This window comes from Luteibacter sp. Sphag1AF (assembly GCF_014192715.1).
Classification (GTDB): domain Bacteria; phylum Pseudomonadota; class Gammaproteobacteria; order Xanthomonadales; family Rhodanobacteraceae; genus Luteibacter.
Map to the genome: position 1 here is coordinate 13,100 of NZ_JACHYH010000007.1, position 25,785 is coordinate 38,884.

At 63.2% G+C, this 25,785-nt stretch carries 14 protein-coding genes; 8 read left to right on the plus strand and 6 right to left on the minus strand.

Translation table 11 applies throughout. The features are described from left to right. Nucleotides 1–7: 7 nt before the first annotated feature. The 6 genes from FHW69_RS15505 (at nucleotide 8) to FHW69_RS15530 (ending at nucleotide 18,091) form a co-directional block, all read left to right on the plus strand. Nucleotides 8–2,218 carry a CocE/NonD family hydrolase gene (locus FHW69_RS15505; protein ID WP_183424007.1) on the plus strand — a complete coding sequence of 737 codons (2,211 nt, stop codon included), beginning with the start codon at nucleotides 8–10 and terminating at the stop codon, nucleotides 2,216–2,218. 264 nt (nucleotides 2,219–2,482) lie between these two features. After that, a complete protein-coding gene (locus FHW69_RS15510) occupies nucleotides 2,483–3,373 on the plus strand; it encodes a LysR family transcriptional regulator (protein ID WP_183424008.1) in 891 nt (296 codons plus the stop codon). Between the two features lie 90 nt (nucleotides 3,374–3,463). Next, a complete protein-coding gene (locus FHW69_RS15515) occupies nucleotides 3,464–4,246 on the plus strand; it encodes a response regulator (RefSeq protein ID WP_343204040.1) in 783 nt (260 codons plus the stop codon). Then, nucleotides 4,236–7,766, plus strand: coding sequence for an ATP-binding protein (locus tag FHW69_RS15520; protein WP_183424009.1), 3,531 nt, complete (start codon nucleotides 4,236–4,238; stop codon nucleotides 7,764–7,766). The genes FHW69_RS15515 and FHW69_RS15520 overlap by 11 nt, the downstream gene beginning before the upstream one ends. 360 nt (nucleotides 7,767–8,126) lie before the next feature. After that, entirely contained in the window at nucleotides 8,127–16,361 is an 8,235-nt protein-coding gene (locus FHW69_RS15525) for a YDG domain-containing protein (protein WP_183424010.1), read from the plus strand. A 50-nt stretch (nucleotides 16,362–16,411) separates the two neighbouring features. Next, nucleotides 16,412–18,091 carry a ShlB/FhaC/HecB family hemolysin secretion/activation protein gene (locus FHW69_RS15530; RefSeq protein WP_183424011.1) on the plus strand — a complete coding sequence of 560 codons (1,680 nt, stop codon included), beginning with the start codon at nucleotides 16,412–16,414 and terminating at the stop codon, nucleotides 18,089–18,091. A 46-nt stretch (nucleotides 18,092–18,137) separates the two neighbouring features. On the opposite strand, the gene FHW69_RS15535 is transcribed toward FHW69_RS15530, so the two are convergent. From FHW69_RS15535 to FHW69_RS15550, 4 genes are all read right to left on the minus strand, one after another. Next, on the minus strand, nucleotides 18,138–20,687 hold the full coding sequence (locus FHW69_RS15535; RefSeq protein ID WP_183424012.1) for a TonB-dependent receptor: 2,550 nt from the start codon (nucleotides 20,685–20,687) through the stop codon (nucleotides 18,138–18,140). A gap of 203 nt (nucleotides 20,688–20,890) precedes the next feature. Continuing rightward, nucleotides 20,891–21,322 (minus strand): hypothetical protein, encoded by a 432-nt coding sequence (locus FHW69_RS15540; protein ID WP_183424013.1) that lies wholly within the window; start codon nucleotides 21,320–21,322, stop codon nucleotides 20,891–20,893. Between the two features lie 86 nt (nucleotides 21,323–21,408). Beyond that, entirely contained in the window at nucleotides 21,409–21,591 is a 183-nt protein-coding gene (locus FHW69_RS15545) for a hypothetical protein (RefSeq protein WP_183424014.1), read from the minus strand. Nucleotides 21,592–21,760: 169 nt separating this feature from the next. Then, nucleotides 21,761–22,078, minus strand: coding sequence for a hypothetical protein (locus FHW69_RS15550; RefSeq protein WP_183424015.1), 318 nt, complete (start codon nucleotides 22,076–22,078; stop codon nucleotides 21,761–21,763). A gap of 384 nt (nucleotides 22,079–22,462) precedes the next feature. On the opposite strand from FHW69_RS15550, the gene FHW69_RS15555 reads away from it, so the two are divergent. After that, the gene (locus FHW69_RS15555; protein ID WP_183424016.1) at nucleotides 22,463–23,386 is read left to right on the plus strand and encodes a hypothetical protein; all 924 of its coding nucleotides are present in this window, start codon (nucleotides 22,463–22,465) and stop codon (nucleotides 23,384–23,386) included. A gap of 52 nt (nucleotides 23,387–23,438) precedes the next feature. On the opposite strand, the gene FHW69_RS15560 is transcribed toward FHW69_RS15555, so the two are convergent. Further along, nucleotides 23,439–24,311 carry an SDR family oxidoreductase gene (locus tag FHW69_RS15560; RefSeq protein WP_183424017.1) on the minus strand — a complete coding sequence of 291 codons (873 nt, stop codon included), beginning with the start codon at nucleotides 24,309–24,311 and terminating at the stop codon, nucleotides 23,439–23,441. Between the two features lie 59 nt (nucleotides 24,312–24,370). Further along, on the minus strand, nucleotides 24,371–25,036 hold the full coding sequence (locus FHW69_RS15565; protein ID WP_183424018.1) for an O-methyltransferase: 666 nt from the start codon (nucleotides 25,034–25,036) through the stop codon (nucleotides 24,371–24,373). Between the two features lie 90 nt (nucleotides 25,037–25,126). Here FHW69_RS15565 and FHW69_RS15570 point away from each other — a divergent pair, with 90 nt between their 5' ends. Beyond that, the gene (locus FHW69_RS15570) at nucleotides 25,127–25,783 is read left to right on the plus strand and encodes a TetR family transcriptional regulator (RefSeq protein WP_183424019.1); all 657 of its coding nucleotides are present in this window, start codon (nucleotides 25,127–25,129) and stop codon (nucleotides 25,781–25,783) included. Nucleotides 25,784–25,785 lie beyond the last annotated feature (2 nt).

The window sequence follows — 25,785 nt, forward strand, 5'->3', positions numbered from 1 at the left end:
CCTCCGCATGAAAATCATTTCGTTGTCGTGGCTGCTGGCTGCGATGGTGGCGTTGCCCGGTGCCTCTCAGGCGGGGGACGCGGCCGAACGTTCGGCCACTGCCGCCGCCCTGATTCCGGCGTATGCCAAAACCAGCAAGCCGGCCGATCTGGTCACCCTGTACCGTTTGCAGCTTGCTGCCCGGCGATTCGGTGATGCGGAGGCAACGCTCAATCGCCTTTCGGTTGTTTACGCTTCCGTGGACCCCAGGCGCGTACCGGCCCTCGTGCCGTTGACGATCTTCGCCCGGGCGAAACGTTACCAAGCTGCGGGTGCGCCATCATCCGCCGCTCTGCGTCGGGCGTTCCGTGAACTTTACGACGCACTTCCCGATGACCAGATGGCCCGGGTCCTCCCCTGGTACGACGCAGACCTGGACGCCCTTCGTGCGGATGCCGCGACCGAAGCCAGAGGATGCGAGGGAAGGGCGCTGGCAACCTGCGCCACCGCCGCTGAAGTGATCGCTGCGACAGAGGCCGTGGAAGCATGGACCTACCTCATGCCGGCATCTGAGCCATTGCTCCGCGCCGACGCCGCTCGCCGGTTCGTCATCGACGACCAGATTCTGGTGCCGACACCCGATGGGGCGATGATCGCGGTGATGATCGTCCGCCCGCGAGTGGCGCCCGCAGCGAAACTCACGGCACTGCTGAACTTCACCATTTACGCGAAGGACGACTGGAGCCTCAGCGACGCCATCACGATGGCCGCGCATGGCTACGCAGGTGTTGTGGCCTATACGCGCGGCAAAGGACGGAGTCCGGGTGCGGCGGTGCCCTATGAGCACGATGGCGACGACGCGGCAACGGTCATCGAGTGGCTGGCCCGGCAACCCTGGAGCGACGCCCGCGTGGGCATGTTCAGCGGCAGCTACAACGGTTTTACACAGTGGTCTGCCGCCAAACGTCATCCGCCGGCACTCAAGGCGATAGCCACCAATGCCACCAATGCACCCGGCATCGACACGCCCATGCAGGGCAACGTGTTCCAGAGCTTCATCTACCCCTGGCCGTTCTATACGACCAACATCAAGAGCCTCGACGATAAAACCTATGGCAACCGCGCCCGTTGGGCCGGCGTTGCCCGAGCGTGGTACGCCAGCGGACGGCCATATGGCGACATGGACAAGATCGACGGCACGCCCAATCCCGTGTTCGACACGTGGCTGGAGCACCCGGCGTACGACGCGTACTGGCAGCGTCTGATCCCGTATAAGGATGAGTTTGCCAGCATCGACATCCCGGTATTCGTGCAGACGGGGTACTACGACGGGGGGATGGTTGGCGCGCTTTACTACTTTGCGCAACACCTGGCGTACCGTCCGGCGGCCGATCACCGCATGCTGATCGGCCCGTACCATCACACCGCCATGCAGACCGGCGTGCTGCCGGGCATTGGCGGAGCCGATATCGACCGCGTCGCTGTACTCGATTTGCAGAACATCCGGCTGCAATGGTTCGACCACGTGTTTCGCGGAGCACCGTTGCCCGACCTGCTGAGCGACCGCATCAACTTTGAAGTGATGGGCGCCAACACCTGGCGGCACGTATCGACGCTGGATGCCATGGCAACGGAACGCCGGCGCCTGTACATGACCGGCACCCGCGAAGGCGGCGCGCTATTGCTCAGGGCCGCGCCAGCCGCAACGCCGCCTCCGGTGCTGAAGGTCAACTTGCGCGACCGCAGTGACGCCGATTTCCAGCCTCCTGCCAACGCGCCAGACGTCCGCAACTCACTGGTATGGGAAACCGCTCCGCTTGAATCCGCTCTGGAAGTGGATGGCGTGTTCACCGGCCAGCTGGACGTCACGATCAACAAGCGTGACGTCGATCTCGCGGTCAACTTCTACGAATTGAGGGCGGATGGCCAATATCTCGACCTTGCTTCCTATCTGGGCCGGGCCAGCTTCATGCAGGACCGCAGCACCCGGCACCTGCTGCAACCGGGAAGGTCCCAGACCCTGTCATTTCAAAGCCAGACGCTTACCGCGCGCCTCTTGTCTGCCGGCAGTCGCATTGTCGTAGTGGTCGGCGTGCCGAAGGTGCCTTCGATCCAGATCAACTACGGAACTGGCCGGGATGTGAGCGGTGAATCCATCGAGGATGCGGGTGAGCCATTGCAGGTGAAATTCGCTTCCGGAAGCCATTTTGAGCTGGGCGTCAGGGAGGCGCCTCACTGAGGTTTTGTGGCGTTCACCTCGGCACCAGCAGGCCAAACTGCGAGGGGGGTCACAAAAGAAAAGATCTGGCGCAAAGGTTTTTTACCCGCAAGCAAAGATGTGTTCCCAAACCCGCCTTTATGGTCGCCGCCGACCCGCCTCGATTTTCGTCTGAAATCACGGGTCAGAAGGCTCCCGGCGCGCGCTCTCAGAAGCGCGTAACGGGCCGGTTTCAACCATGGTGGGCATCACGGGTCATTGAGCGGCATGGAACGGATGAGCAACATGGCCGATCTGTTTCTGCTCGTGCAGGTGGTCAATGCGGGCAGCTTTTCTGCGGCCGCCGAAACGATGGGCACCACCCGGTCACTACTCAGTCGCCGGATTATTGAGCTGGAACGGCGTCTGGACGTGCAGCTTTTGCATCGCAATGCGAGGCGCTTCTCGGTGACGGCAACCGGAATGGATGTCTATCGGCATGCATCCGCGATGTGTGAGGCGGCGAATCTGGCCGAGCGGGCCGCCATTGCAGGGGATGCGGGAGCCACTTTCGTGCGCATCAGCGCGCAGGGCCTGCTGGTGCCGATGGTGGCGCAACTTCTGACCGCGTTCTCTGGCAGCCATCCGTCTATTCGGGTCACGCTGGGGTCCAGCGACGGCCACATGGAGTCGCTGGTGCGGCAGGAGGCCGACGTCGTTCTGAGTCTCCAGGAAGACATTCCGGATAGCAGCGACATCGTGGCGCGGCGGCTGGGCCGCGTTCGCCTGATGACCGTGGCATCCCCCGATTTGCTCAAGCGCGTGGGGGTGCCGACGCATCCGCTGCAGATTAGCGGCGAGCAGACGCTGCGATATACGGGCGATGCAGGGCCGGGAAGCACTTCGTCGCGCGGGTCGATTCCCGGCAGCGGCCATCCGCGCATGGCCTCAGGTGACCTTAATGCGCTTCTTGCCGCCGTACGCGCAGGGCTCGGCTTCGCCCAGCTCCCTGATTATCTGTGCGCGCAGGATCTGGCGCGCGGGCAGTTGCGTGTGGTCCTTGAGGACTTCGAACCCGCCTCGCTGCCGATTCACGCACTGACCATGTCCGGCCGGGCGGTGGGCGACGCGGCGCTTACCTTTGTGCGCTTCATTCAAGCCCGGTATCGCGACATGCCTGCCGCGGTGCCCGCCTGACGCCATCTCCCGATGCGGCGGGGAAGGCATATACTCCCCGGCGGGGGGCCTTGCACGGCCTGTACGTGTATTGGGGAAAGCGCTTTGTCTGTGCTGGATATGCCGCATATTCTGGTGGTCGACGACACGCCGGAACACATCGGTTCGCTGATTCAGACGCTTCGTTCGCAGCGTTGGCGGGTGAGTATTGCCACCAACGCCGCGCAGGGCTTGCAGCGCGCGGAAGCCATGGCGCCCGATCTGGTGCTGCTGGATGTGCGCATGCCCGAGGTGGACGGTTTTGTCTTTCTTCGTCTGATGCAGGAAGTGCCGCAGTTGCGGCAGATTCCCATCCTTTTCCTGACCTCCGCCAACACGGTTGAAGAACGGCTTGAGGGCCTGAGCCACGGCGGGGTCGACTACATCCTCAAGAACTGCGAGCCCGCCGAACTGGTGGCGCGCGTCCGCATTCATCTGCGCCTTGCGCCGCGAGCCATGCCAGCGGTGTCAGACGATGGAATCCGCGTTACGCCAGACGATGTGGTGCTGCGCGCGGCCATGCGCCTGATGCGCAGGCGGCTGTCCGAAGAATTTACGCTGGAACAGATTGCGCGGGACGTGGGCACCTACGACAAGCGACTGTCCGCACTGTTTCGCCAGCGCATGGGCACGACGGTGTTTGCCTGGTTGCGCGAAGAGCGTTTGCAGGAGAGCAAGCGCCTGCTGGCCGATACGTCGCTGGGCATGCAGGACATCGCCGAGGGCATCGGTTTTCGCAGCGCCTGCAATTTCACCACGGCCTTCCGCACGCGGATGGGTGTGACGCCATCGCAATATCGCAAGGCGGTGCAGGAGGGCGAGGGCGTCGACGTGGCCGTTGATCATGTGGGCTGACCGCATCCCGGTTGCGCTCGCCTGGCTTGCGCGCCGAGCCTTTCCTCTCCTCGCATTGGCGCTTGCGGCCATCCAGACGGGGCAGGCGACCTCGCCTCATGCGCAGCTGCCGCTCAGCACGTATGACCAGAACACCGGCCTGGCCAGCCTGTCGGTGGTGCGTTTGCTGGAAGATCGCCAGCGCTCGCTATGGGCGGGCACGGAGCAGGGCCTCTACCGGTTCGATGGCGTTGGCTTCAGTCCGGCCACGGCCAATCAGGGATTTCATACCTCCGAAGTCATCAGCCTTGCGGAAGACGAGGCGGGGCATCTGTGGGTAGGCACACGCTCGGGCTTGCAGCGCCGTGACCCGAACGGGCAGTTTTCGTGGGTACGCCCATCGGGCCAGACCGTGCTGGCAGATCGAGGGCAAACACTGGCGTCCGACGGGCAGGGCGGCATGCTGGTCGTCAGCGGACATCATCTTCTGCGCCTCATCCCGCAGGCTGATGGCGAGTGGATGGCCGCACCGTTGCTGTCGGAAAGCCGGCTTCCCCAGATGGGAGCGGCGCACTTCGCGGCCGTCTATCGCCATGGCGAGGATATCTGGTTTGGCTGTGGCGCCCTGATCTGCCGGCTTCACCGCGACACCCTGACTGAGTTTGGGCCCGCACAAGGCGTTCCCGCAGACAAGTGGGTGGGCTTCGTCAGCGCCGCCGATGGCAGCCTCTGGGTCAGGGGCATGCGCACGGTGCGCATGCTGCCGGCGGGGCGCGACAGGTTTGTGGCGCGGGACATCCCGAACGGCCACGGTGATGTGGCGGCCACCAACATCGACATCATCGAAGACGCCGCAGGACGCATCCTCACCCGTACCGACGAGGGCGTAGCGCGCTGGACGGGACGTGAGTGGGAACTGTTCAACCGCAGCAACGGACTGCCGGGCGTCGGCGTATCCGCGCTGGTCACCGACCACGACGGCATGGTGTGGGCAGGCACCTATGGTCGCGGCGTGCTGTACTGGAGCACCAACGATGCCGTGGAAAACTGGACTGTCGCCCAGGGCCTGAGCGACAGCCTCATCTGGTCCATGGCGCGCGGTGATGCGAAGAGCATCTGGCTGGCCAGCGAAGGTGGTGGCGAAGTGCTGGTGCCGGGCGATGCACGTGCGCATCGCTGGCCACTGGATGTCCCGCCTCCCGTGCAGGCACATGCCGTGATCGCGGATGCCGCTGGAAACATCTGGTATTTCCTGTTCGATGGACGCGTGGTCCGCTATGAGCCCGCCACGGGCCGCACGCTCTGCGTGGGGACGCTGCCTTACCTGATTCGCGGCGCGCACCTGGATCGTGCCGGCCATTTCTGGATTTACACGCTGGGCGGTCTCTACGAGCTGGACCCGACATCCGGCGAGGTCATACGTGCGGCTCCCTCGCTGATTCCCGCCACCATGTGCTCGGATGTGGCCGAAGACCGGCTTGGCCGCCTGTGGGTCACTTGCAGCTCGGGCCTGTTCCGTCGCAACGCCTCGGGTTGGGTGCAGGTCCGGGTTACCCCGGAAGACGTTACGGGCGGGTATGAAAACGTAGCTGCAACGCCCGATGGCCGCCTTTGGCTGAGTTCGTTGCAGCCTGGCCTGCTGGTGGGCCAGGTCACCGATGCCGACACGGTGGCCATGTCGCCGGTGAATGATCCGTTGCTCGCCGCTACGCGTTTCTATTTCCTGCGGCCTGATCACGAAGGCCGGCTCTGGGCGGGTGGTGGCAACGGTGTGGACGTGCTGGCCGATGGTCGGTGGACACGCCTTTCCACGCGCGACGGTCTGCTGTGGAACGAAACCAATCACGGCGCGTTTCTCGCAGACACAGACGGCAGCGTGTGGATTGGTGCGCCGGTTGGAATCACCCATGTATTGAAGCCTGCGCAGCTGCTGGCACCGCGCACGATGTCGCCGCTGATCCTTTCCGCCCGCTATGGCGACCGGGACGTTCTTGCGTCCAGCGGCATACAGCATGAGCGCAGTGAAGCGCTGGATATCGAAGTGGGCGTGCTGGGTAACAGCGCCGGGCATCCCGTGCGATTCCGCTATCGCCTGCAACCGCTCGACAACGATTGGGTAGAGACTACCCAGCGGGAAATCCGCTATGCCGCACTGCTTTCCGGGCACTACCGGTTTCAGTTGCAGGCCATCGACGAGAACCGGCGCACCACGTCGGACATGGTGACTCTGGAGTTCTCAGTGGCACGGCCGTGGTGGTTGACCTGGTGGGCTTTCCTGGCTGGCGCACTGGGCTTGCTGGCGCTGGCGGCCCTGATATGGCGGTGGCGGATGCACGTGCTGATCGTGCATGCCCATCGACTGGAAGGTGTGGTGACCGAACGCACTGCCGAACTGCAACGGGTGCTCCATGCACGACGCATGCTGCTGGCCCACATCAGCCACGACCTGCGTTCGCCGCTTTCCGCCATCGTTGATGCGGTTCGGCAATGGCGCGGCGGAAAGACGGGTGTCAATTATCCTCAGCTCATCGAATGCCAGGCCCAGCGACAAATGGAACTCATCGACGAGTTGCTGGAGTTCTCGCGCGGCGAGCTGACCGAGATGCAGCTTGAACCGGCGCCCGGATACCTCTACAGCTTCCTTGAAGAGCTGGCAGGCAACGCCGCACAACTGGCCATGCGCGAAAGAAATCACTTCTCATCGCATTGGGCCGCGACCCTTCCGCCTGTGGTGCACGCCGACTTTCATCGCCTCCGTCAGGTACTTTCCAACCTGCTGGGCAACGCAGCCAAGTACACCCGCGACGGACGTATCGCCTTCCATGTGGATGTGGTTTCCGGTGCGCCGGAGGCACACGTCACGCTGCGCTTCGAGGTGGATGACACCGGCATAGGCCTGAACCAAGACGAAGCAGAACGACTGATCGAACCCTTCGAGCGCGGCGCCAATGCCCGTGACAGGGAAGGCACTGGCCTGGGACTGGCCATCGCGACCCGCCTGCTTGGCCATATGAACAGCCGCTTGCACGTGCAGGCCGGACATACCGGAAAGGGCAGCTGCTTCTGGTTCGAGCTGGTGTTGCCGCTGGCCGACGAGCGCGACATCGAGCCGGGATTTGCGTCAGGCGGCATGGCAACCGACATGGATGGCGCAGGGCGCATTGTGCTGGTGGCAGAACCGGAGCCAGCGCTGCGGGCCGTGCTCTGCGATCTTCTGGACGGCTATGGCTTCCAGACCTCCCCGGTAACCTCGGCAGATGCGCTGCCGGGCTGCCTCCGGGAGCAGACTCCCGACCTGATCGTGATCGACCCTCGCTGGCCCGATGCCGACCCGTGGGAACTGATGGCCGGCCTGAGGCGCGAGTGTGGCGACGCGGCCGTATTATTGTACTGTGCGCTTCCGCCCGTTCGTGCGGGTGGACGGGACAGCATCGACGCTGCGCTGCTGAAGCCCGCCGATGCCGATACCTTCATGGCATGCGTGATGGACCTGGTGGGCAAAATACCTGTCGATGGCCGAGCGCAGGACCAGATCGCGTAGCAAAGCGCGATTTCGGCCAGATGGCCTGACGGCCCAGTAACGCGGCCCTCACTGATTGACACATGCCTGAAGGCTCCTTTGCCCGGGCGGACGATTGTCATGCCCGGCATGACACAAGTTCCCGTCGTGCTGCCTTATCCGTAGCCCACCCCGTCTCTAGAATTTGCTGCACCGCCGTGACACCCGCATTCCATGACCGGGTTTGTCAGGCGACGTGTCTTACAGGGACTCCACCACATCAGTGACCGCACGCCACGTTCCGTGTCGGGCTATGGGGCTGCTCGTCCCGCGTTCAGCATCCACGCGCGCCCACGGGACGCGCGCTTTCGATTTGCACTACATCTGAAGGTCAAGCAACGCATGAATCGCATCTACCGTCTGTGCTGGAATGCTTCCACTTCGCAGTGGGTCGCAGCGAGCGAACTGGCCCGGGGCAGCCGCCCGGTGGCCAGCGCCGGGGAGTCGAAGCGCGCGCCTCGCATGGCTGGCATCGCCGCCGCTGTCTGCCTGGCGCTGGGCGCCGCGGGTGCTGCGCATGCCGGACAGACCGGTGGCCAGATTGTGTCGGGCGCAGGCTCGATCAACCAGAACGGTGCAATCACCACGATCAACCAGAACAGCCAGCACCTCTCGCTGAACTGGCAGACCTTCGACATCGGCAGCAACGAGACGGTCAACTTCGTGCAGCCGGGACGCGACTCCATCGCGGTCAATCGGATCCTGGGCAACAGCGCCTCGGAGATCTACGGCAACCTCAACGCCAACGGCCAGGTCTGGCTGATCAATCCGAACGGCGTGCTGTTCGGACAGGGCGCGCAGGTGAACGTGGGTGGTCTGGTGGCCTCCACGCTGGACACCTCCGACGCCTCGCTGAACTCGAACACGCGCACGTTCAGCGGCAACAGCAAGGCCAGCGTCGTCAACAAGGGCAGCATTCGCGCGGCCGATGGTGGCTACGTGGCGATGCTGGGCAACACCGTGTCCAACCAGGGCACCATCAGCGCGCAGCTGGGTACGGTGGCGATGGGTGGCGGCAGCCAGGTGACGCTGACCTTCGCGGGCAGCCAGCTGATGCATATGCAGGTGGACCGCAGCACGCTCAACAATCTGGTGGAGAACCGCCAGCTCGTGCAGGCCGACGGCGGCCGCGTCTTCATGACAGCCGGTGCTGCTGATGCGCTGCTGGCCAGCGTGGTGAACAATTCCGGCGTGGTGCGCGCGCAGACGGTGGAAAACCGCAACGGAGAAATCGTGCTGCTGGCCGGCATGACGGCCGGTCAGATCAACGTGGGCGGCACGCTGGATGCCAGCGCGCCCAACGGTGGTAACGGCGGCACCATCGAGACCTCAGGTGCGTTTGCGCATATCGGTGCCGCGTCCGTCAACGCCAGCGCGCCGCATGGCAAGGCGGGCACGTGGCTGATTGATCCGTACGACCTGACCATCGACGCCGATGCGGCGGCCACCATTTCCGGCGCGCTCAACGGCGGCACCAACGTTACCGAGCAGACCACCAACAGCGGTACGGGCGGCTACGGCACGCCCAATGCGGGAGGTGTTGGCGACATCAACGTCAATGCGGCCATCAGCTGGAACAATGCGGCTGCAACGCTGACGCTGGACGCTTACCGCGCCATCAACGTCAACGCGTCGATCAACGGCGCGGGGCGCGTGGTGATGAAGGCCAACGGCAACGGTGGCAACGGTAACATCACGCTTGGATCGGGTGCGACCGTAGCAGGTGGCGCGGGCGTCACGCTTACGGCCGCCAACAACTTCATCAATCAGGCGGGCGCCAATGCGCTCTCGTCAGCGTCGGGCAAGTGGCTGGTTTATTCGAACAATCCGACCCAGGACGTTCGCGGCGGTCTTGCACCGCAGTTCATCCAGTACAACGCAGCGGCTGGCGCCACGCCGCTGGGCACGGGCAATGGTTTTCTCTACAAGGTGGCGCCGACGGTAACCATCACCGGCCTGACCGGCACGGTGCAGAAAACCTATGACGGCACGACGGATGCCACGCTTTCCAACGGCAACTTCGTCAGCTCGGGCCTTATCAATGGTGATCGCTTTGCTGCCGTAAGCGGCACGTACGGCAACAAGAATGCAGGCAACGGCATTCTTGTGACCTCGCCCGGTTCAAGCGCCGCCTATTCGTTCGTCGATTCGACGGGCGTGCAGATCTACGGCTATGGCGTCGCGGGTGGCAGCGTCTCGGGCAACATCGGCCTGATTGATCCACGCCAGCTCAACATCGCGATCATCAACAACCCGACCAAGACCTACAACGGCACCACGACGGCGACGCTCAACTCGTCCAATTATCTTCTGAGCGGACTGGTGGCCGGGGAGAGCGTCACCTTCGGTCAGCCCAATTCCGTGGGCTATGACCTGGCAGATGCGGGCACGCGCAACGTCATTGCCAACTTTGTTGAATCGAACTTCGTGGCGGGCAATGGCACGTTGCTGTCGAACTATGCACTGCCCACCACGGCCACGGGTCTGGGCACGATCAACAAGGCGAAGGTGCAGCTGTCCGGCCTGCTCGGCAACGACAAGATCTACGACGGCACCCTGACCGCCTCGCTGGACAAGACACGCGCCACGCTCTTCGGCGTCATCGCGGCAGATACAGATGACGCGATCCTGGACAGCACTGCCGGTGCAGGCCTGTTCGCCAATGCCAATGTTGGCAGCAACAAGTCGGTGATCACGACAGGCTTCCAGCTCGTGGGCAGCAAGGCGTCCAATTACGACCTGGTGCTTCCGACGGATGTCACCGCATCCATCACGCCCAGGACGCTGACGATCAGCGGCATTTCAGCACTGAGTCGCAGCTATGACGCCACCTACGTGGCAGCGCTGGCGCTGGGCGGTGCCATGCTCAATGGCCTGGTCGACGCCGACTCCGGCAACATATCGCTGCTGACCTCCGGCGCCACCGGCACGTTCGCGACGCGCAACGTCGGCAACGGCATCGGCGTGTCGACCAGTGGTTTCTCGCTGAGCGGCTCGGGCAGCAGCAACTACAAGCTGACTCAGCCGAACGATCTGAGCGCGAACATCACGCCTGCCCAGCTCAACATCTCCATCACCGGTAACCCGACGCGCACGTACAACGGCACGGCCAACGCGGCGCTCCAGTCCGGCGACGTAACGATCACCGGTTTCCAGGGGGCCGAATCGGGCACGGTCAGTCAGAGCGCTGGCGCGACGTATGCCTCGAAAAATGCAGGCATCAGCCTGGTAACCGCCTTGCTTGAGCCGTCGGACTTCAGCCTGGGCAGCGACACGCTGCTGTCCAACTACACCTTCCCGACCACGATCACGGGCAACGGCACGATCACCAAGGCACCGTTGCTCGCGTCGCTGGTGAACAACCCGACCAAGACCTACGACGGCACCACGGACGCGACGCTCAACGCCGACAACTACCAGCTGTTTGGCTTCATCGCGGGTGAAGGCGCCACGGTGACCCAGACCCACGGCCTGTATGCGTTGGCTGATGCGGGCCAGCGCAACGTGACGGTGTCGCTCACCGACGCCGACTTTGCCGTGATCGGCGACACGCTGCTGTCGAACTACGATCTGCCCACCGTCATGACCGGCATGGGTACGATCATTCCGAAGGATGTGGCGGGCTACATCACCGCAGGCATCACCGGCCCGACGCGGGCGTACAACGGCAGCACGCTGGCTGCGCTGACTTCGGCCAACTTCATTCTCTACGGCTTCCTCAACGACGACGGCGCCACGGTCAATCAGACCGTTGGCACGTTTGCCTCAAAAAACGTGGGCAAACAGGCCATTTCGGCCACGCTCGATCCGTCCAACTTCGTTGCGAATGCAGGCACCAATCTTGCCAACTACCATCTGCCGGACATGGCCTACGGTACCGGCGAGATCACCAAGGCGCTGCTGACCGCGTCGATCACCGGCAACCCGACCAAGGTATATGACGGCACCACGTACCTGACGCTGCTGCCGCGAAACTACATCATCGACGGGTTCGCGCCGGGTGAAGGGGCCGACGTAGTGCCGTCCACGTCGATCAACTACGACACCAAGAATGTCGGCGTGAACAAGCAGATTACCGCGTTGATGGCGGTTACCTCGTTCATGCCGAACTCCCAGACGCTGCTGTCGAACTACGAACTGCCGACCATGGCGCAGGGTACGGGTGCCATCCTGGCTGCGCCGCTCTATGTCCTTGGCGTCACCGCACTGAACAAGACGTACGACACGACGACCGGCGCGCTCCTCAACAGCGCAGGCGCCACACTGGTCGGTCTGGTGGAGGCGGATACCGGCAGCGTGACGCTGACCCGAGGCACCACGGGCGTGTTCGCCAATGCGGATGCAGGCAACGGCAAGGCGGTGACGGCACTGGGTTTCTCGATCTCCGGTACGGAATCAGGCAACTACGTACTTCAGCCGGTGGCGGGTCTCACGGCCAACATCAACCCGTACACGCTGACGATCAACGGTGTGTCGGCCATCGGCAAGATCTACGACGGCAGCACGATCATTGGCCTGAACACGGCGGGCGCGACGCTCTCGGGCGTGTTTGCTTCGGACGCGGGCAACGTGAACCTGGACGCCTCCGGAGCCTCGGGCAGCGTGCGTTCTGCGGATGCTGCCAACGGCCTCAACGTGACCACCAGCGGTTTCGATCTGTCCGGCAGCCGCGCTTCCAACTACCGCATTGATCAGGTCAGCGGCCTCACGACCGACATCGGCCGTCGCACCATCACGGCGTCCATCACCGGCAATCCCAGCAAGCCGTACGACGGCTCCAACTCGGTGACGCTGACTGCGGGTGACTACACCCTCGACGGGTTCATCGCGGGGCAGGGTGCCACGGTTCCGCAGTCGTCATCGGCGAAGTACAACAGCGTGAACGCAGGCACGGGCATTGGCCTGCAGTCCACGCTTTCCGTGTCGGACTTCCTGGCGGCCTCCGGCACCAATCTGTCCAACTACGTGCTGCCGACCTCGGCGTCAGGCGTGCTGGGCACGATCACCCCCTTCATCATCAACCTGACCGGCACCCGCGTTTACGACGCCACCATTGGCGCCAACGCTTCGCTGTTCACCACGGGCGGCACGATTGCCGGTGTGAACAACGAGCGTCTGACGCTGACCGGCTCGGGCAACCTGGTGACCAAGAACGTCGGATCGCAGCGCGCATTCCTTGATTTGGGCACGCTGGCGCTTGGAAACAACACCGGGTCGGCTACCAATTACACCCTGGTCGGCGGCACCGACTGGGTCACCATCACGCCGGCCACGCTTAACGTCACTGGCACCCTGGCCGCCGACAAGATCTACGACCAGACCCTGCTGGCGCAGCTCTCCGGCGCCACGCTCCAGGGCGTGCTGGGCAGCGATGCAGTGACGCTGGGCGACGCGCTGACTGGCACCTTCAGCAGCAAGGACGTGGGTAGCCGCACCGTCACCACGCACATGACGGTGAGCGGCGACGATATCGGCAACTACATCCTTCAGCAGCCCGTGGGTGTGTCGGCGAACATCACGCCCAAGACCATCAACCCGTCGGCCATCGCACAGGACAAGCAGTACGACGGCACCATAGCCGCCACGGCGAGCGTGAGATCCGACGGCGTGTTTGCAGGCGATACGGTCAACTTCGCCAGCACGACGCGCACGTTTGATGGCAAGGACGTGGCCAGCGGGCGCACGGTCACGGTGTCGGGCATCACCAAGAGCGGTGGCGATGCAGGCAACTATGTGCTGTCGAGCACCACCACCACGACCACGGCCAGCATCACGCCGCGCGTGTTGAATCTGTCCGGTGGCCGCGTTTACGACACGACCATGGGCGCCAGTGCAAACACGCTGGCACTGGGCAACCTCGTGGCGGGCGAGACGCTGCTTCTGAGCGGCTCGGGTGCTCTTTCAAGCAAGAATGTGGGTACCTACACCGCCTCCAGCGGCTTTGGTCTCGGCACGCTGGCACTCGGCAACAACGGTGCGGCGCTGGCAAGCAATTACACGCTGGTGGGCGGCACCGATACGTACACGATCACCCCCGCTGCGCTTACCGTGGTGGGCACAGTGGCGGCGGACAAGATCTATGACGGCAACCGCAATGCGGTTCTGTCCGGATCGGTTCTTCAGGGCCGCCTGGGCAGTGACGACCTTGTGCTCCAGAACGCCGACACCGGCCTGTTCGACACGAAGGACGTCGGCACCGGCAAGGCTGTGACGACCAGCATGACGGTGGGCGGTGACGATGCAGGCAACTACGTGCTGACCCAGCCGGGCAACGTGACGGCCAACATCACCAGCAAGGTCATCCATGTCGTTGCCAGCGGCGTGAACAAGGTCTACGACGGCACACTGAGCTCGCAGGCCACCCTGGGCAGCGCCGACCTGGTGGCAGGTGATGACGTGAGCTTCACGTCGTTGTCCAACCTCTTCGCCGACAAGAACGTGGCCAACGGCATTGGTGTGACGGTCACCGGCATTGGCATGTCCGGCGCCAATGCGGGCAACTACTCACTGGGAAACACGCTTGCCACGACGACGGCAAACATCACGCCTTACGTCATCAACCTCGTGGGCACGCGCGTTTACGATGCCACCACGACGGCCGCCGCGAACAAGTTCGGCAGCAACGGCGTGGTCGCGGGTGCGAATGGCGAAACGCTCACGCTCAGCGGTGCGGGCAACACGGCATCGCGCAACGTGGCCGGTTACAACCGCACGTCATCGGGTACGGGTGACTTCGATCTGGGCACGCTGGCACTCACGGGCAACGGCAGCGCCCAGGCAGGCAACTACACGCTGGTTGGCGGCACCGATGCCTTCACCATCACGCCCTATGCCCTGACCATCGGTGCGACGGCACAGGACAAGGTGTACGACGCGAACACGCTGGCGCAGGCCATGCTCGGGATCACCGGCCTGTTTGGGGGAGACTCGCTGACGGTGAGCTACGGCTCGGCCAATTTCGACACGAAGAATGTCGGAAGCAACAAGACCGTGGCCATCAACGGCATCGTGGTGGGTGGCGAAGACGCAGGAAACTACAGCTGGAACACCACCGCAACGACTACCGCCGCCGTCACGCCGAAGACGATCGTGGTGGATGCCAGTGGCTCGAACAAGGTGTATGACGGCAATGCGCTCGCCAGCGCAGGCCTGAGCTCCACGGGCATCATCGACGGCGACCAGGTGTCTTTCACGGGTGGCAGCACGCTGTACAGCGACAAGAATGCCGCCAACAACAAGACGATCACGGTGGACGGCATCGCGGCGGCCGGTGATGACGCGGGCAACTACGTGTTCAACACGAGCGCGCAGACGAAGGGCAACATCACCCCGCGTGCGATCAATGGCGACATCGTTGCGGGCAGCAAGACCTATGATGGCAACGTGCACACATCCACCCAGGGTACGTTGACCGGCGTGCTGGATGGCGACACGGTATCCATGACCAGCCAGGGCTTGTTTGCCGACAAGAACGCCGGCAACAACAAGACGGTGAATGTCTCCGGTGCACTGACCGGTGACGATGCGGGCAACTACACGCTGACGACCAACGACACCACGACTGCCGATATCTACAGGGTAGTGCTCAACCTGTCCGGCACGCGCGTCTATGACGGTACGGCTGTCGGGGGCGCGGCGATGTTCGGCAATATGGGCGTGATCGCGGGTATTGCGGGTGAATCGCTCACTGTGAGTGGCGCGGGTATCCTGGCGAGCAAGAATGTGGCCACGAATCGCGCGCTGGCCGACCTGGGCAGCCTGTCCCTGACCGGCAACGGGGCGACGCTTGCCGACAATTACACACTGCTGGGCGGTACGCATGTCGCCACCGTGACGCCGCTGGCCATCACGGCCGGCATCACGGCCGACGACAAGGTGTACGACGGCAACACCTCGGCCATCACGCATGGCGTGCTGACGGGCGTGATAGCGGGTGATGACCTCGCGCTCAGCACGTCGGGCCGGTTCGGCGACAAGAACGCTGCCAACGGCAAGACGGTGGGCGTGAACGGCAGCATTTCCGGAGAGGACGCTGGCAACTACGTGCTGACGGTGAATCCGACCACGACGGCCAGCATCAGCAAACTCCAGGTCGCGGTGACGGCACAGGGCAACGACAAATACTTCGACGGCAATGCGAAGGCCATCGTCAACCTCGGCTACACCGGCGTGCTGGCTGGCGACGTCATCGCGTTCGGCGCCACCTCTTCGCTGTTCAGTGACGCGATGGTAGGCGACGGCAAGGCGGTATCGGTCACCGGCATCTACGCCACGGGCGCGGATGCGGGCAACTACGCGTTCAACGAGGCGACCGACACCACGGCCAGCATCAAGCAGAACTTCGGGCAGGGGCCGTCAGCCAATGCGCTGGCCCAGGTGGATGGCGTGCTCGGCCACGACGTGATCGCCACGCCGTATGGCATGGCTGCGTACGTGACTTCAGGCCCGTACTCGGGCAACCACAAGAAGACCCGTCAGCCTGTCGAGAAGAACCTTCAGCGTGCCGACTTCCACTCAGGCCTCTCCTTGTCGGTGGTTGACGGCGGCGTGCGCCTGCCTGCGGATGCGCTGCATTGATGCGCGCGTTCCGCATGCGACAACTCTTTCCTATTTGATCTGGTTGACTGATGAAAACGAGTGTATTTCCCAAGCGTGCCGCGAATGTTCTTGGCGCCTGCATCCTTCTGGCCATCGGCTCAGCCGCCACCGCCCAGGTGCGCGTGCCGCAGAGCGGCGACCTTCTGCGCCAGGTGGCACCTGCTCCGCAGCCGAAGAAGGCTGATGACACCGGTTTGCAGATGGCGCCGCAAAGCGCGGCGCAGCCTGTGGACAGCGCTCCGGTTCACGTCACCACCATTGAGGTGACGGGCGCCACGTTGCTGCCTGGGCCGGATCTGCACGCGCTGGTCGCCTCCGGAGAAGGCCAGGATCTGACGATTGGTCAGCTCAACGATCTCGCGGCGCGCATCACCGCGGCATATCGGGCACACGGCTATCCGCTGACGGTGGCCTATCTGCCGCCGCAGACACTGTCCGGTGGCACGGTGCGCATTGCCGTCCAGGAAGCCCGGCTGGGCAAGGTGATCCTGCAGAACCAGAGCAAGACGCACGATGGTCCGCTACAGGCAACGCTCGATCCGCTCAAGCCGGGCATGCCTGTGTCCGATCATGGCTTTGATCGCAGCCTGCTCCTGTTGGGCGACATTCCCGGTGTGCGCGAGAATTCGGTGTTGCGTCCGGGTGACGAGCCGGGCACATCCGATCTGCTGGTCAGTACAGAAGACCGTCCGCGCTATACCGGCACCGTTGGCCTCGACGACTACGGCAACCGCTACACGGGCCGTGCCCGCATGTCCGGTTCCTTCAGCGTCAATGGGCTGTTCCACCAGGGCGACGTGCTGGATGCCTCGGCACTGACGGCCGGTTCCAACATGAACTATGGCCGCCTTGGCTATCGCTATCTGCTGAACGGTCAGGGCACGGTGGTGGGTGCTTCGGTATCTGCGCTGGATTACAAGCTCAAGGGCGACCTCCGCGTGCTGGACGCACATGGCACGGCGCAGGTGGCCAGCGTGTTCATCAGCCAGCCGATCATCCGCTCCACTGATGGCAACCTGTATGGTCAGCTCGGCTACGACCGCCGACACCTGAATGATTCCATCGACATTGTGGGCCTGCGCACGCTCCGTCATACCAATGGGTGGACGGCGACGCTGGCAGGCGACCAGATTGATGCCCATGGCGTGACCAACTTCAGCGTCGCGGCGACATACGGGATGCTGGGCTTCAATGATTATCTGGCCGAGTTTATCGACGCCATCAGCGCACAGACGCGCGGCCATTATCTTAAGTACACGCTGTCGGCTGCGCGCCTGCAGGTGCTGTCTGAGAACAACGCGATCTATCTGGGCTTCTCCGGACAGTGGTCGAACAAGAACGTAGACACCGTCGAACAGTTCAGCCTCGGCGGCCCCAACAGCCTGCGCGGTTACGACACGGGCGTGATCGCCGGTTCGCAGGGACAGATGCTCAACCTTGAGTATCGCCGCACGCTGCATGTGGGCTTGCCTGGCACGCTGATCGCCACGGCGTTCCTGGACGGCGGCCGCGTCAGCATCTACAAGGACCGTTTCGTGCCCGGCACCAACAACGTCCACATGCAGGACGTGGGCGTGGGCATGCGTTGGCAGAACGACGACCAGTGGTCGGTGAGCGCCGACCTGGCTCACCCGATCGGCGCCCGCCCGGAAATGGCTGGCGAGACCCGCAACCTGCGTTTGTGGCTGCAAGTCCAGAAAGGATTCTGATTCTGAAAAAAACTGTGGGAGGCAATTCGCTCCCACAGTGCGTATGTCAGAAGGTGTAAGTGGCGCCTATCTGGGCGAACCGGCCTACGAACTCATACAGTGACGGGTCGTAATAGCCGCGATAGGTGAACGTCCACACCGGGTCATACGGCGGTGCACGGTTGAGAAGGTTGTCAACGTTGGCGTAGAGCTTCCAGTGAGGGAAGCCGGTGTAGCTCACTGACATGTTGTACACGCTGTAGGAGGGAGCATGGGAGCCGGCAACAATCACCTGCTTGTACGGGCCGGTGTATTGCCAGGTCAGCTTCGTGGTCCAGTGGCTTCTCGTCCAGCTCAGATCCGTGTTGCCCTTCCAGCGTGGCAACGCGCCGCCGAACACCGTGTCATTCGCACCGTTGTTGCCTGCGAAGTCCGAGACGATGCTGTCGGGAATCTTGAAGTGCCACACATAGGCCCAGTCGCCGGAGAGCGCGAACGTGCCTGAGTGAGTCGGTATGGCCTGGCGGAACGTCGTTTCAAAGCCCTCGGTGTGAAGGTAAGACATGTTGGCGTAGGGCAGGGCGTAGAACGGCTGCCCCGGGTTGGCCTCTACTTCTTTCACGATGTTGAGCTGACTGATGACGTTGCTGACGTTGATCTTGTACCAGTCAAAGCCGATGTCGGTGTTGACGGTGGGCGAGTACTGAAAACCGACGTTGTAGTTGCGGGTCTTTTCCGGTTGCAGGTCCGGATTGCCGACGAAGTACTCGTTGATGTTCTGGTTGCCGACCGCCTGATAGGTGACGCTGCCTTTGCCATCCAGCTCGATGAGGGTGGGCGCGCGAAAGCCGAGGTTGTACGACGCGTAGAAGGTCAACGGCTCGACCGGCTGATAACGCAGCGCAATGCGTGGCGAGAACACTCCGCCGAAGTCGTTGTAGTGGTCGTATCGTCCCGACTGGCTGAGCGAAAGCGTGCTCAGCAGCGGGACATCCACCTGGTAGTAGGCCGCCGCAACGTTGCGCTGTCCGTTCACCGCCTGCGTGTATGGGTTCACGAAATCCAGCGAGCCTGGGCCGATGTACTCGCTTTGATGCTGAAACTGCGCGCCAAAGCCTATACCGACATCGCCTGCCGGCAACGCGAACAGATTCGTCGTGGACAGTGTCGCGTCCAGCGAGTCAAGGCGTGACGTGGCGTGGTCACGCGAGGTGCCAAAGAGCCCGGGCAACGTGTTGAACGTAGCCGGATCGAACGTGCTCATCGTCACGCTGTTCAGATAGTTCTGCACGACCGCAGCGTTGATCTGATGGGTATAGGCGTTGGTCGCGTTGCTTTCGGAGTGGCCATAGGATGCCGCCCAATCCCAGTCACCCCATGTCGGCGTGGTGAACGAGCCGCGCGCACCGGCCAGGATGCGATAGAAATCGGACGACGTGTTGACCGCCTGCGCACCCGGAAAATAATACGTCAGCGGTGTTCCATCGACCGTGGGCGCAAACGGCGCGTAGCCCGTTCCGGCCACGTGATAGAGCGACGGAACCAGCGCATCGGCACCAAAGCCCGCCAGTCCTGAGTTGAGCGTGGTGGTGTTGTGGCTGCCCCACAGGTCGACAAACGCAATGTTGTAGTCACTGAGTTTGAAATCCGCGTGGACCTTGAGGGAACGGCGTTCTGCCTGCGCGGCGAGTGATTGCGCATCGGCGCCATTGCGCGAGCACACGGTGCCTTGGGACTTCGTCTGCAGATTGTTGTCTGCCGGCGTGGCCGTGGAACCCGGCCCGCATTGCGCCAATGCCTGAGGGCCTTCGGGCGTACTCCAGAACGAGCTGGGTTGCGCAAAGAATCCGCCATTGAGGCCACTGTAATCCTGGCTTCGGGTGATATCACGCTGTGCGAGCGAGATGCCGCTCTGCCGGTAGTAGCTGAGCGCGGCCGTGACGTTGTAGCGGTCCTTTTGCAGGTCGCCAAAGCCACCCAGCACGCTCAGGTTCGTGGTGCCCTGGCCGCCGTGCTGCGCGCCGCCGACGCTTCCGTCTACCTGTACGCCCTGATAGTCCTTCTTCGTGATGATGTTGACGACGCCGGCAATGGCATCGGACCCGTATTCGGAGACGCCACCGGTTTTCACGATCTCGATGTGGTCAATCGCGTCAAGCGGCAACGTGTTGAGGTCGAAGAACGTATCGGTGCCGCCCGAAGCGAAGCCATAGGGTGCGGCGCGCTGGCCGTCGATCAGTACCAGCGTGTATTTCACGCTCAGGCCGCGCAGTGCCATGCCGGTAGCGCCCGGCGACTGGTTGAGTACCGTGCTTTCGTTGTAGCTGCTTCCAGAATTGGCGCTGTTGTTGCGCAGGTAGTCGGCCACCGTGGCAGCTCCACTTTCCTGGATGGTTTTTGCCGTAACGGTCTGCACCTGGTTATAGCCCGTCTTGTCCGAGCTTTTGATCAGCGATCCGGTGACCTGCATGCCTTCCAGCTGTGCGGGGGCACTATCGGATGCTGTCTGCGCGATGGGCTGGTTCTGTGCAAAAGCGGGTGTGGCGAATAGTGCCGTGAGCGCGACGTTCGCCGCGATGATGTTCCGGACGGCGACGGTCAATGTCTTGTGTTTCATGGTTCACCCAAAAAATGCTTGGTGTTGGTTCTTCCGGACACAGCGCCGCCTGCAGTCGGTGCATACGCATCGGCTGTTGGGGAAGGCGCGGGTGCGCAAATCATTTGTCCTGCCGCGATGGCAAGGAGCGAAGGGAAATCAGGCGGTCTGGAACTGGAGAGTCGGGAAGCTCCCCTCTCGTGGAAGTGGCTGGGCGGGTTCGGTTACACGACGCGTCTTGCCTGACTCAGGCGCAATACCTCCGTGGGCGCACGGGGCGTGCGTCCCTGTGCATTCGCGGCGGGCGTGTTTCCAACACGATGGAGCAATGCCCGCATCGGGCGGAACTCGTCGCGAATCCCGTCAAACAGCTGCATGGCCGCGCTGATGGTGGCCGTATCGCCCTGGCTGACGAAAAGGTCGGCCTTCACGATGCTGGTGTCCGGTACGGTGCGCAGCACCACGTGAATGCCGTTGCCGGTCATGGCACCGATCACACCGTGCGTGGCATTGAGGGTGAAGTAGTCGTAGCTGATCGGCAGGTGCCGCCGGGTGACGTGTCGCATGCAACGTGCCTGGATGGCGCGGGGATCCGCCAGTACGTGGCGTGCGACGTCGCAATCAAACCATTCGCCGATGAAATGGATGTTCTTCATGAGTGTTTTTCGCTGCGTGCCGACGGTTGCCGCCGGCCAGGGAATGGGCCGGTCGCCTCAAGGCGACCGGCGTCCTGTTTGTCCGATCAGATCGACGGGCGTCTTGTGCGGATCGCATGGCGAAGACGCGCAGAAGCTCGCCACAGTCCGCTGATGACAGTTGGCGCACGGCGTGGCGCAGGTGTGCGGCAGGCGAAGTAGACGTTGAGCAGGCGGTCAGGCGTGCGCATCGGCTGGCGCGCCTGGCGAAGGAAGGAAATGAATGTCATGGGCTCGGTCCTTAAGTGTTTGCCGCATGGGGCAACACGGACGCGAGCCGGCGTCAGGTCGTGATGGCCTGAGCAGGAGGCGTAACGTGCGTGTCCACGCGACGAGGAATGAAAGTGTCGCTATCGGGCTCTGGAGGAGGTCGCATAGAGCGGGGTTCCTTTGGGCGGATTAACGGGGCACAAGACGCAGGTGCTTGCGCCGGATGTGGCGAAGCACGCGTAGCGTGGCGTGGCCGTGAGGCGTGATGGTACGCATGGGCGGTTCGGCCACAGCCTCACTGGCCCACACGCATTCCAGCGTGCCGGTGATGGCATTGCGGACCCAATGGGCATGCAGGCTCGGGCTGGCCGGAACGACGGCTGCCTGTGAGCGCGACATCGGGGAAACCGTGTGCCGGGACAGATGGAGGATCGGGTTCAGGGCGTTACGCGACACGGTCGCATTGGCCGCGCAAAGGCGGGCCGCACGCAGTTGCAGCTTGTTCATGACTCACCTCGTGAAGCGCCATCGGCGGCGCGAGGTGAGCCGGTCTTCCCTAGTCGAGGAAAGCGCCGGCCGGCCGCACGCGGTCGCCGTTGGGGCTTACGTTGGATAACTGGCGCGCAGGCATCGGCATGTCATATCCGAAGCCAGCGCATCGACTGGGAGGGTTACTGTCCATATCTCGCTGTTGGGTGATGGGGACGTGCCAGGGGGTGTCCCAAGGCCCGCGCAAAGTACGCCCGGGTCCCGGGAGTGTCAACCTAAATCGCATGAAATTTACGCAATGGTTATGCAGGGCAGGCACGTGTGGTTGGACGCATGAGTTGCCACCTCGTAAAGTCCGGAATGTGTTATCGCCTATCTGAGCCGTTCGTACAGGGGAAAGGAATGCTCGCTCAGCTTTTGAAAGATGCCTTGTTCGGCTCGCCGCCGGTTCGCTTTGAAAGTCATTACGGCCTGGACGAATCCGTGGCGCGCCTGGCGGCGGCGACCAGTCGCCCCACGATGTTTCCTGCCATGACAGAGCGTGCCGTTGGGCGAATATCTGCGAAGTCGGTGACGCTTCATCACCATGTGCCGCTGATGCGCAATGCGTTCAGGCCGATGTTCCGAGGACAGTTTGAGCAGGTGGGCAAGCGCGTGGTGCTGACCGGGCAGTTCAGCGTGCATTGGCTCACCCGCCTATTCACCGTGATGTGGATCGGATTCGCCACGTTGGGCGCGGCCGCTATGCTCATCGAGGGCAAACAGGGGGACGCGACGGTGATCTTCGTACCGCTGGCTGGCGTCGGTCTGCTGACGTTCAGCGTCTGGTGGGCGCGAAATGATCCGGCGTGGCTGAGCAACCTCATTCGCAACGCGCTGGGCGGCGAGCGCAGCGATGTGCAGATGGCCACCGATCACCGCACGATCCTGGCCGGTGAAGTCACGGCGACGCGCCGCTGGGCATGGGCAACTGGGGTCGCGGGTGCGCTGCATCTGATGTCGGCATGGGCCGATGTCTATCCCTCGCCGGGTCTACGCAGACTGGCGCTGGCACCGTTTGCCGATGACCGGTTGCGCTTTGGTGCCGCCATAGTGGGCATCGTGCTGCTGTGGCTGGCCAGCGGCATCTACCAGCGCAAGGAATACGCATGGCAATTCGGATTCGTCGGGCTGGCAGCGATGCTTCTGTTCCAGGCGGGTTTGTGGGCTGCGGCGGCTTCGTCAGCTGAACCCTGGGCGGTCGTCGTGCCCTGGCTGTTTGGCCTCATGGGCGGTGCTGTCTGGGGTCGCTGGTGGTATCAGCAGAAGAAGCTGTTTCCCAACTGACACCGCGCGCCCCGACAGCGCGTGTGCCGCTGGCGGGGTGCGTTTGCGACATTTACGAAACGTAGTAGACCGGCTGGTCGATATCGCTCAGCAAGCCTGCCTCCGTGGGTTCCCATCCCAGTTGCGCACGCGTGTGCGCACTTGTCGCCGACATGTCCAGTGCAGCGAAGTGGGCGAACCAGCCGAAGTGCTCGGGCCCGCGTGACTCCACAGGCACGCCCAGGCGGCGCCCGATCACTTCGGCAATCTGCCGGAAGGGTACGGCTTCGTCGCTCACGGCGTGAAAGACGGACTGGGATGATGTTTTCTCGATGACCGCGCGATACAGGCGTGCTGCGTCGAGCCGGTGGACGCCTGCCCAGCCATTGCTGCCCTCGTCCACATAGGCCGACACACCTTTCTCGCGAGCCATGCGGATCAGCATGGGAACAAAGCCGTAGTCACCCGGGCCGTGCACACTGGGCGCCAGTCGGACGGTGATCGCGCGTACGCCCCGATCCGCTACGGCACGCGCCGCCATTTCGGACTTTCGCGCGAACGACGGATCAGGCACATCCGCTTCAGTGGCAAGGCGGCCCGAGGCGAGCCGTGCCAGGCCGGAGGTCACCACCAGCGGACGCTGCGAGCCCTCCAGGGCGCTGCCAAGAATCTCGATGGTCCGACGATCCTGTTCCGCGTTTTCCGCAAAACGTGCGAAATCGTGGTTGAACGCAGTATGGATCACGGCGTCGGCTTCGGATGCGGCACGATGCAGCGCATCGGTGTCGTCCAGCGACGCGTGCAGCACACGCGCGCCAGTTGCGGCCAGTGCGGCTGCCTTGTCTTGCGAGCGGGCAAGGCCCTGCACGTCATGGCCGGCGCCAAGCAGCTCCCTGACGATGGCGGAGCCGACCCAGCCGGTGGCTCCGGTGACGAATACTTTCATGCAAATGCTCCCAGGGGTTTCATTTGGCCATCCGCAATAGGACGGCCATGGATGGATGTTCAGCGCAGGCGCATGGACAGTTCGACATCTTCTGCAAACGGCGTGGAGAGATAGCCGTTTACCGGTGAGCGTACGCGCGCCAGGTATTCCGGGCTGTATTCGGCGTTGTCCGCAACGATCAGCGCGCCGGGACGAAGGCGGCTTTCCACGAGGTGCAGTATCTGTGGATAAAGCGCTTTGGCGCCGTCCAGAAGCAGCAGGTCAATGCTTTCAGGAAGGTCGCGCGACAGCGTTTCCAGCGCATCGCCCTCGCGGATTTCCACCAGGTCGATGAGGCCGCCTTCTGTCAGGTTGTGGCGTGCGCGCGCCACTTTGGAGGCTTCAAATTCGCTGGTGATGACAAGGCCGCCCCCGTTGTCGCGCAATGCCGCGGCAAGATGCAGCGTGGAAATGCCAAACGAGGTGCCGAATTCCACAATGGTGCGTGCGCCGGTGCTGCGCGCCAGCATGTACAGCAGTGCGCCGGTCTCCCGCGAGACGGCCAGTGGATAGTCTTTCAACTGAGCATAAAAATCGGCGTAGTCGGTCTTGCTACTCATCAGGCGCGCATGGTCGTCCCGTGACATGTTTGCCCACAGCGGGCTGTCGGCGGGCGAGGTGGCATCGGCTTCTACGAAAAGCCGATTCAGCAGGGGGGCCAGGGGTGTGGCGGTGAGGGTGGACATGCACAATCTCCGGGTCGGAAAGGTCAGGACTTGACGCCGGATCAGAATGCGATTAATTCGTCAGTTTTCCTATTCGCATTCCTGATTGCCATGGCCGACCGGCAAAAACCCGCAATTTCCCTGCGTAAAAAGCCCACCCAGGCCCGCTCGACCGTGCTGATCGAAGCCATTCTCCAGGCGGCAGTTCAGGTTTTGGCCGAAGAGGGCGCCCAGCGTTTCACGACGGCCCGGGTTGCCGAGAAAGCGGGTGTGAGCATCGGCTCGCTTTACCAGTACTTTCCGAACAAGGCCTCCATTCTCTTTCGTCTGCAAAGCGACGAATGGCGACAGACGGCCGAACTGCTCCAGGGCATTCTTCAGGACAGCACGCAGACGCCCTTTGAACGACTGCGTTCGCTGGTTCATGCCTTTGTGCGCACGGAGTGCGAGGAAGCTGCCATGCGCGTGGCGCTGGACGATGCCGCGCCACTGTATCGCGACGCTCCGGAAGCGCGCGAGGCACGTGCCGGCAGCGATCAGATCGTGGAAAACTTCATGCGCGAGACGCTCCCTCACGCCTCACCGGTACAGCGCGAACTGGCGGCAGACCTGGTCATGTCGACGTTGAGCGCGGTGGGCAAGCAGCTCTCGGAAAGCCAGCGCACCGAAAGCGACATTCAGGCGTATGCGGACGCCATGGCCGACATGTTTTGCGCGTATCTGGCGGGGCTCGGCAGTCGCGCCGTTGCCAAGAAACAACGTGCGTGAGC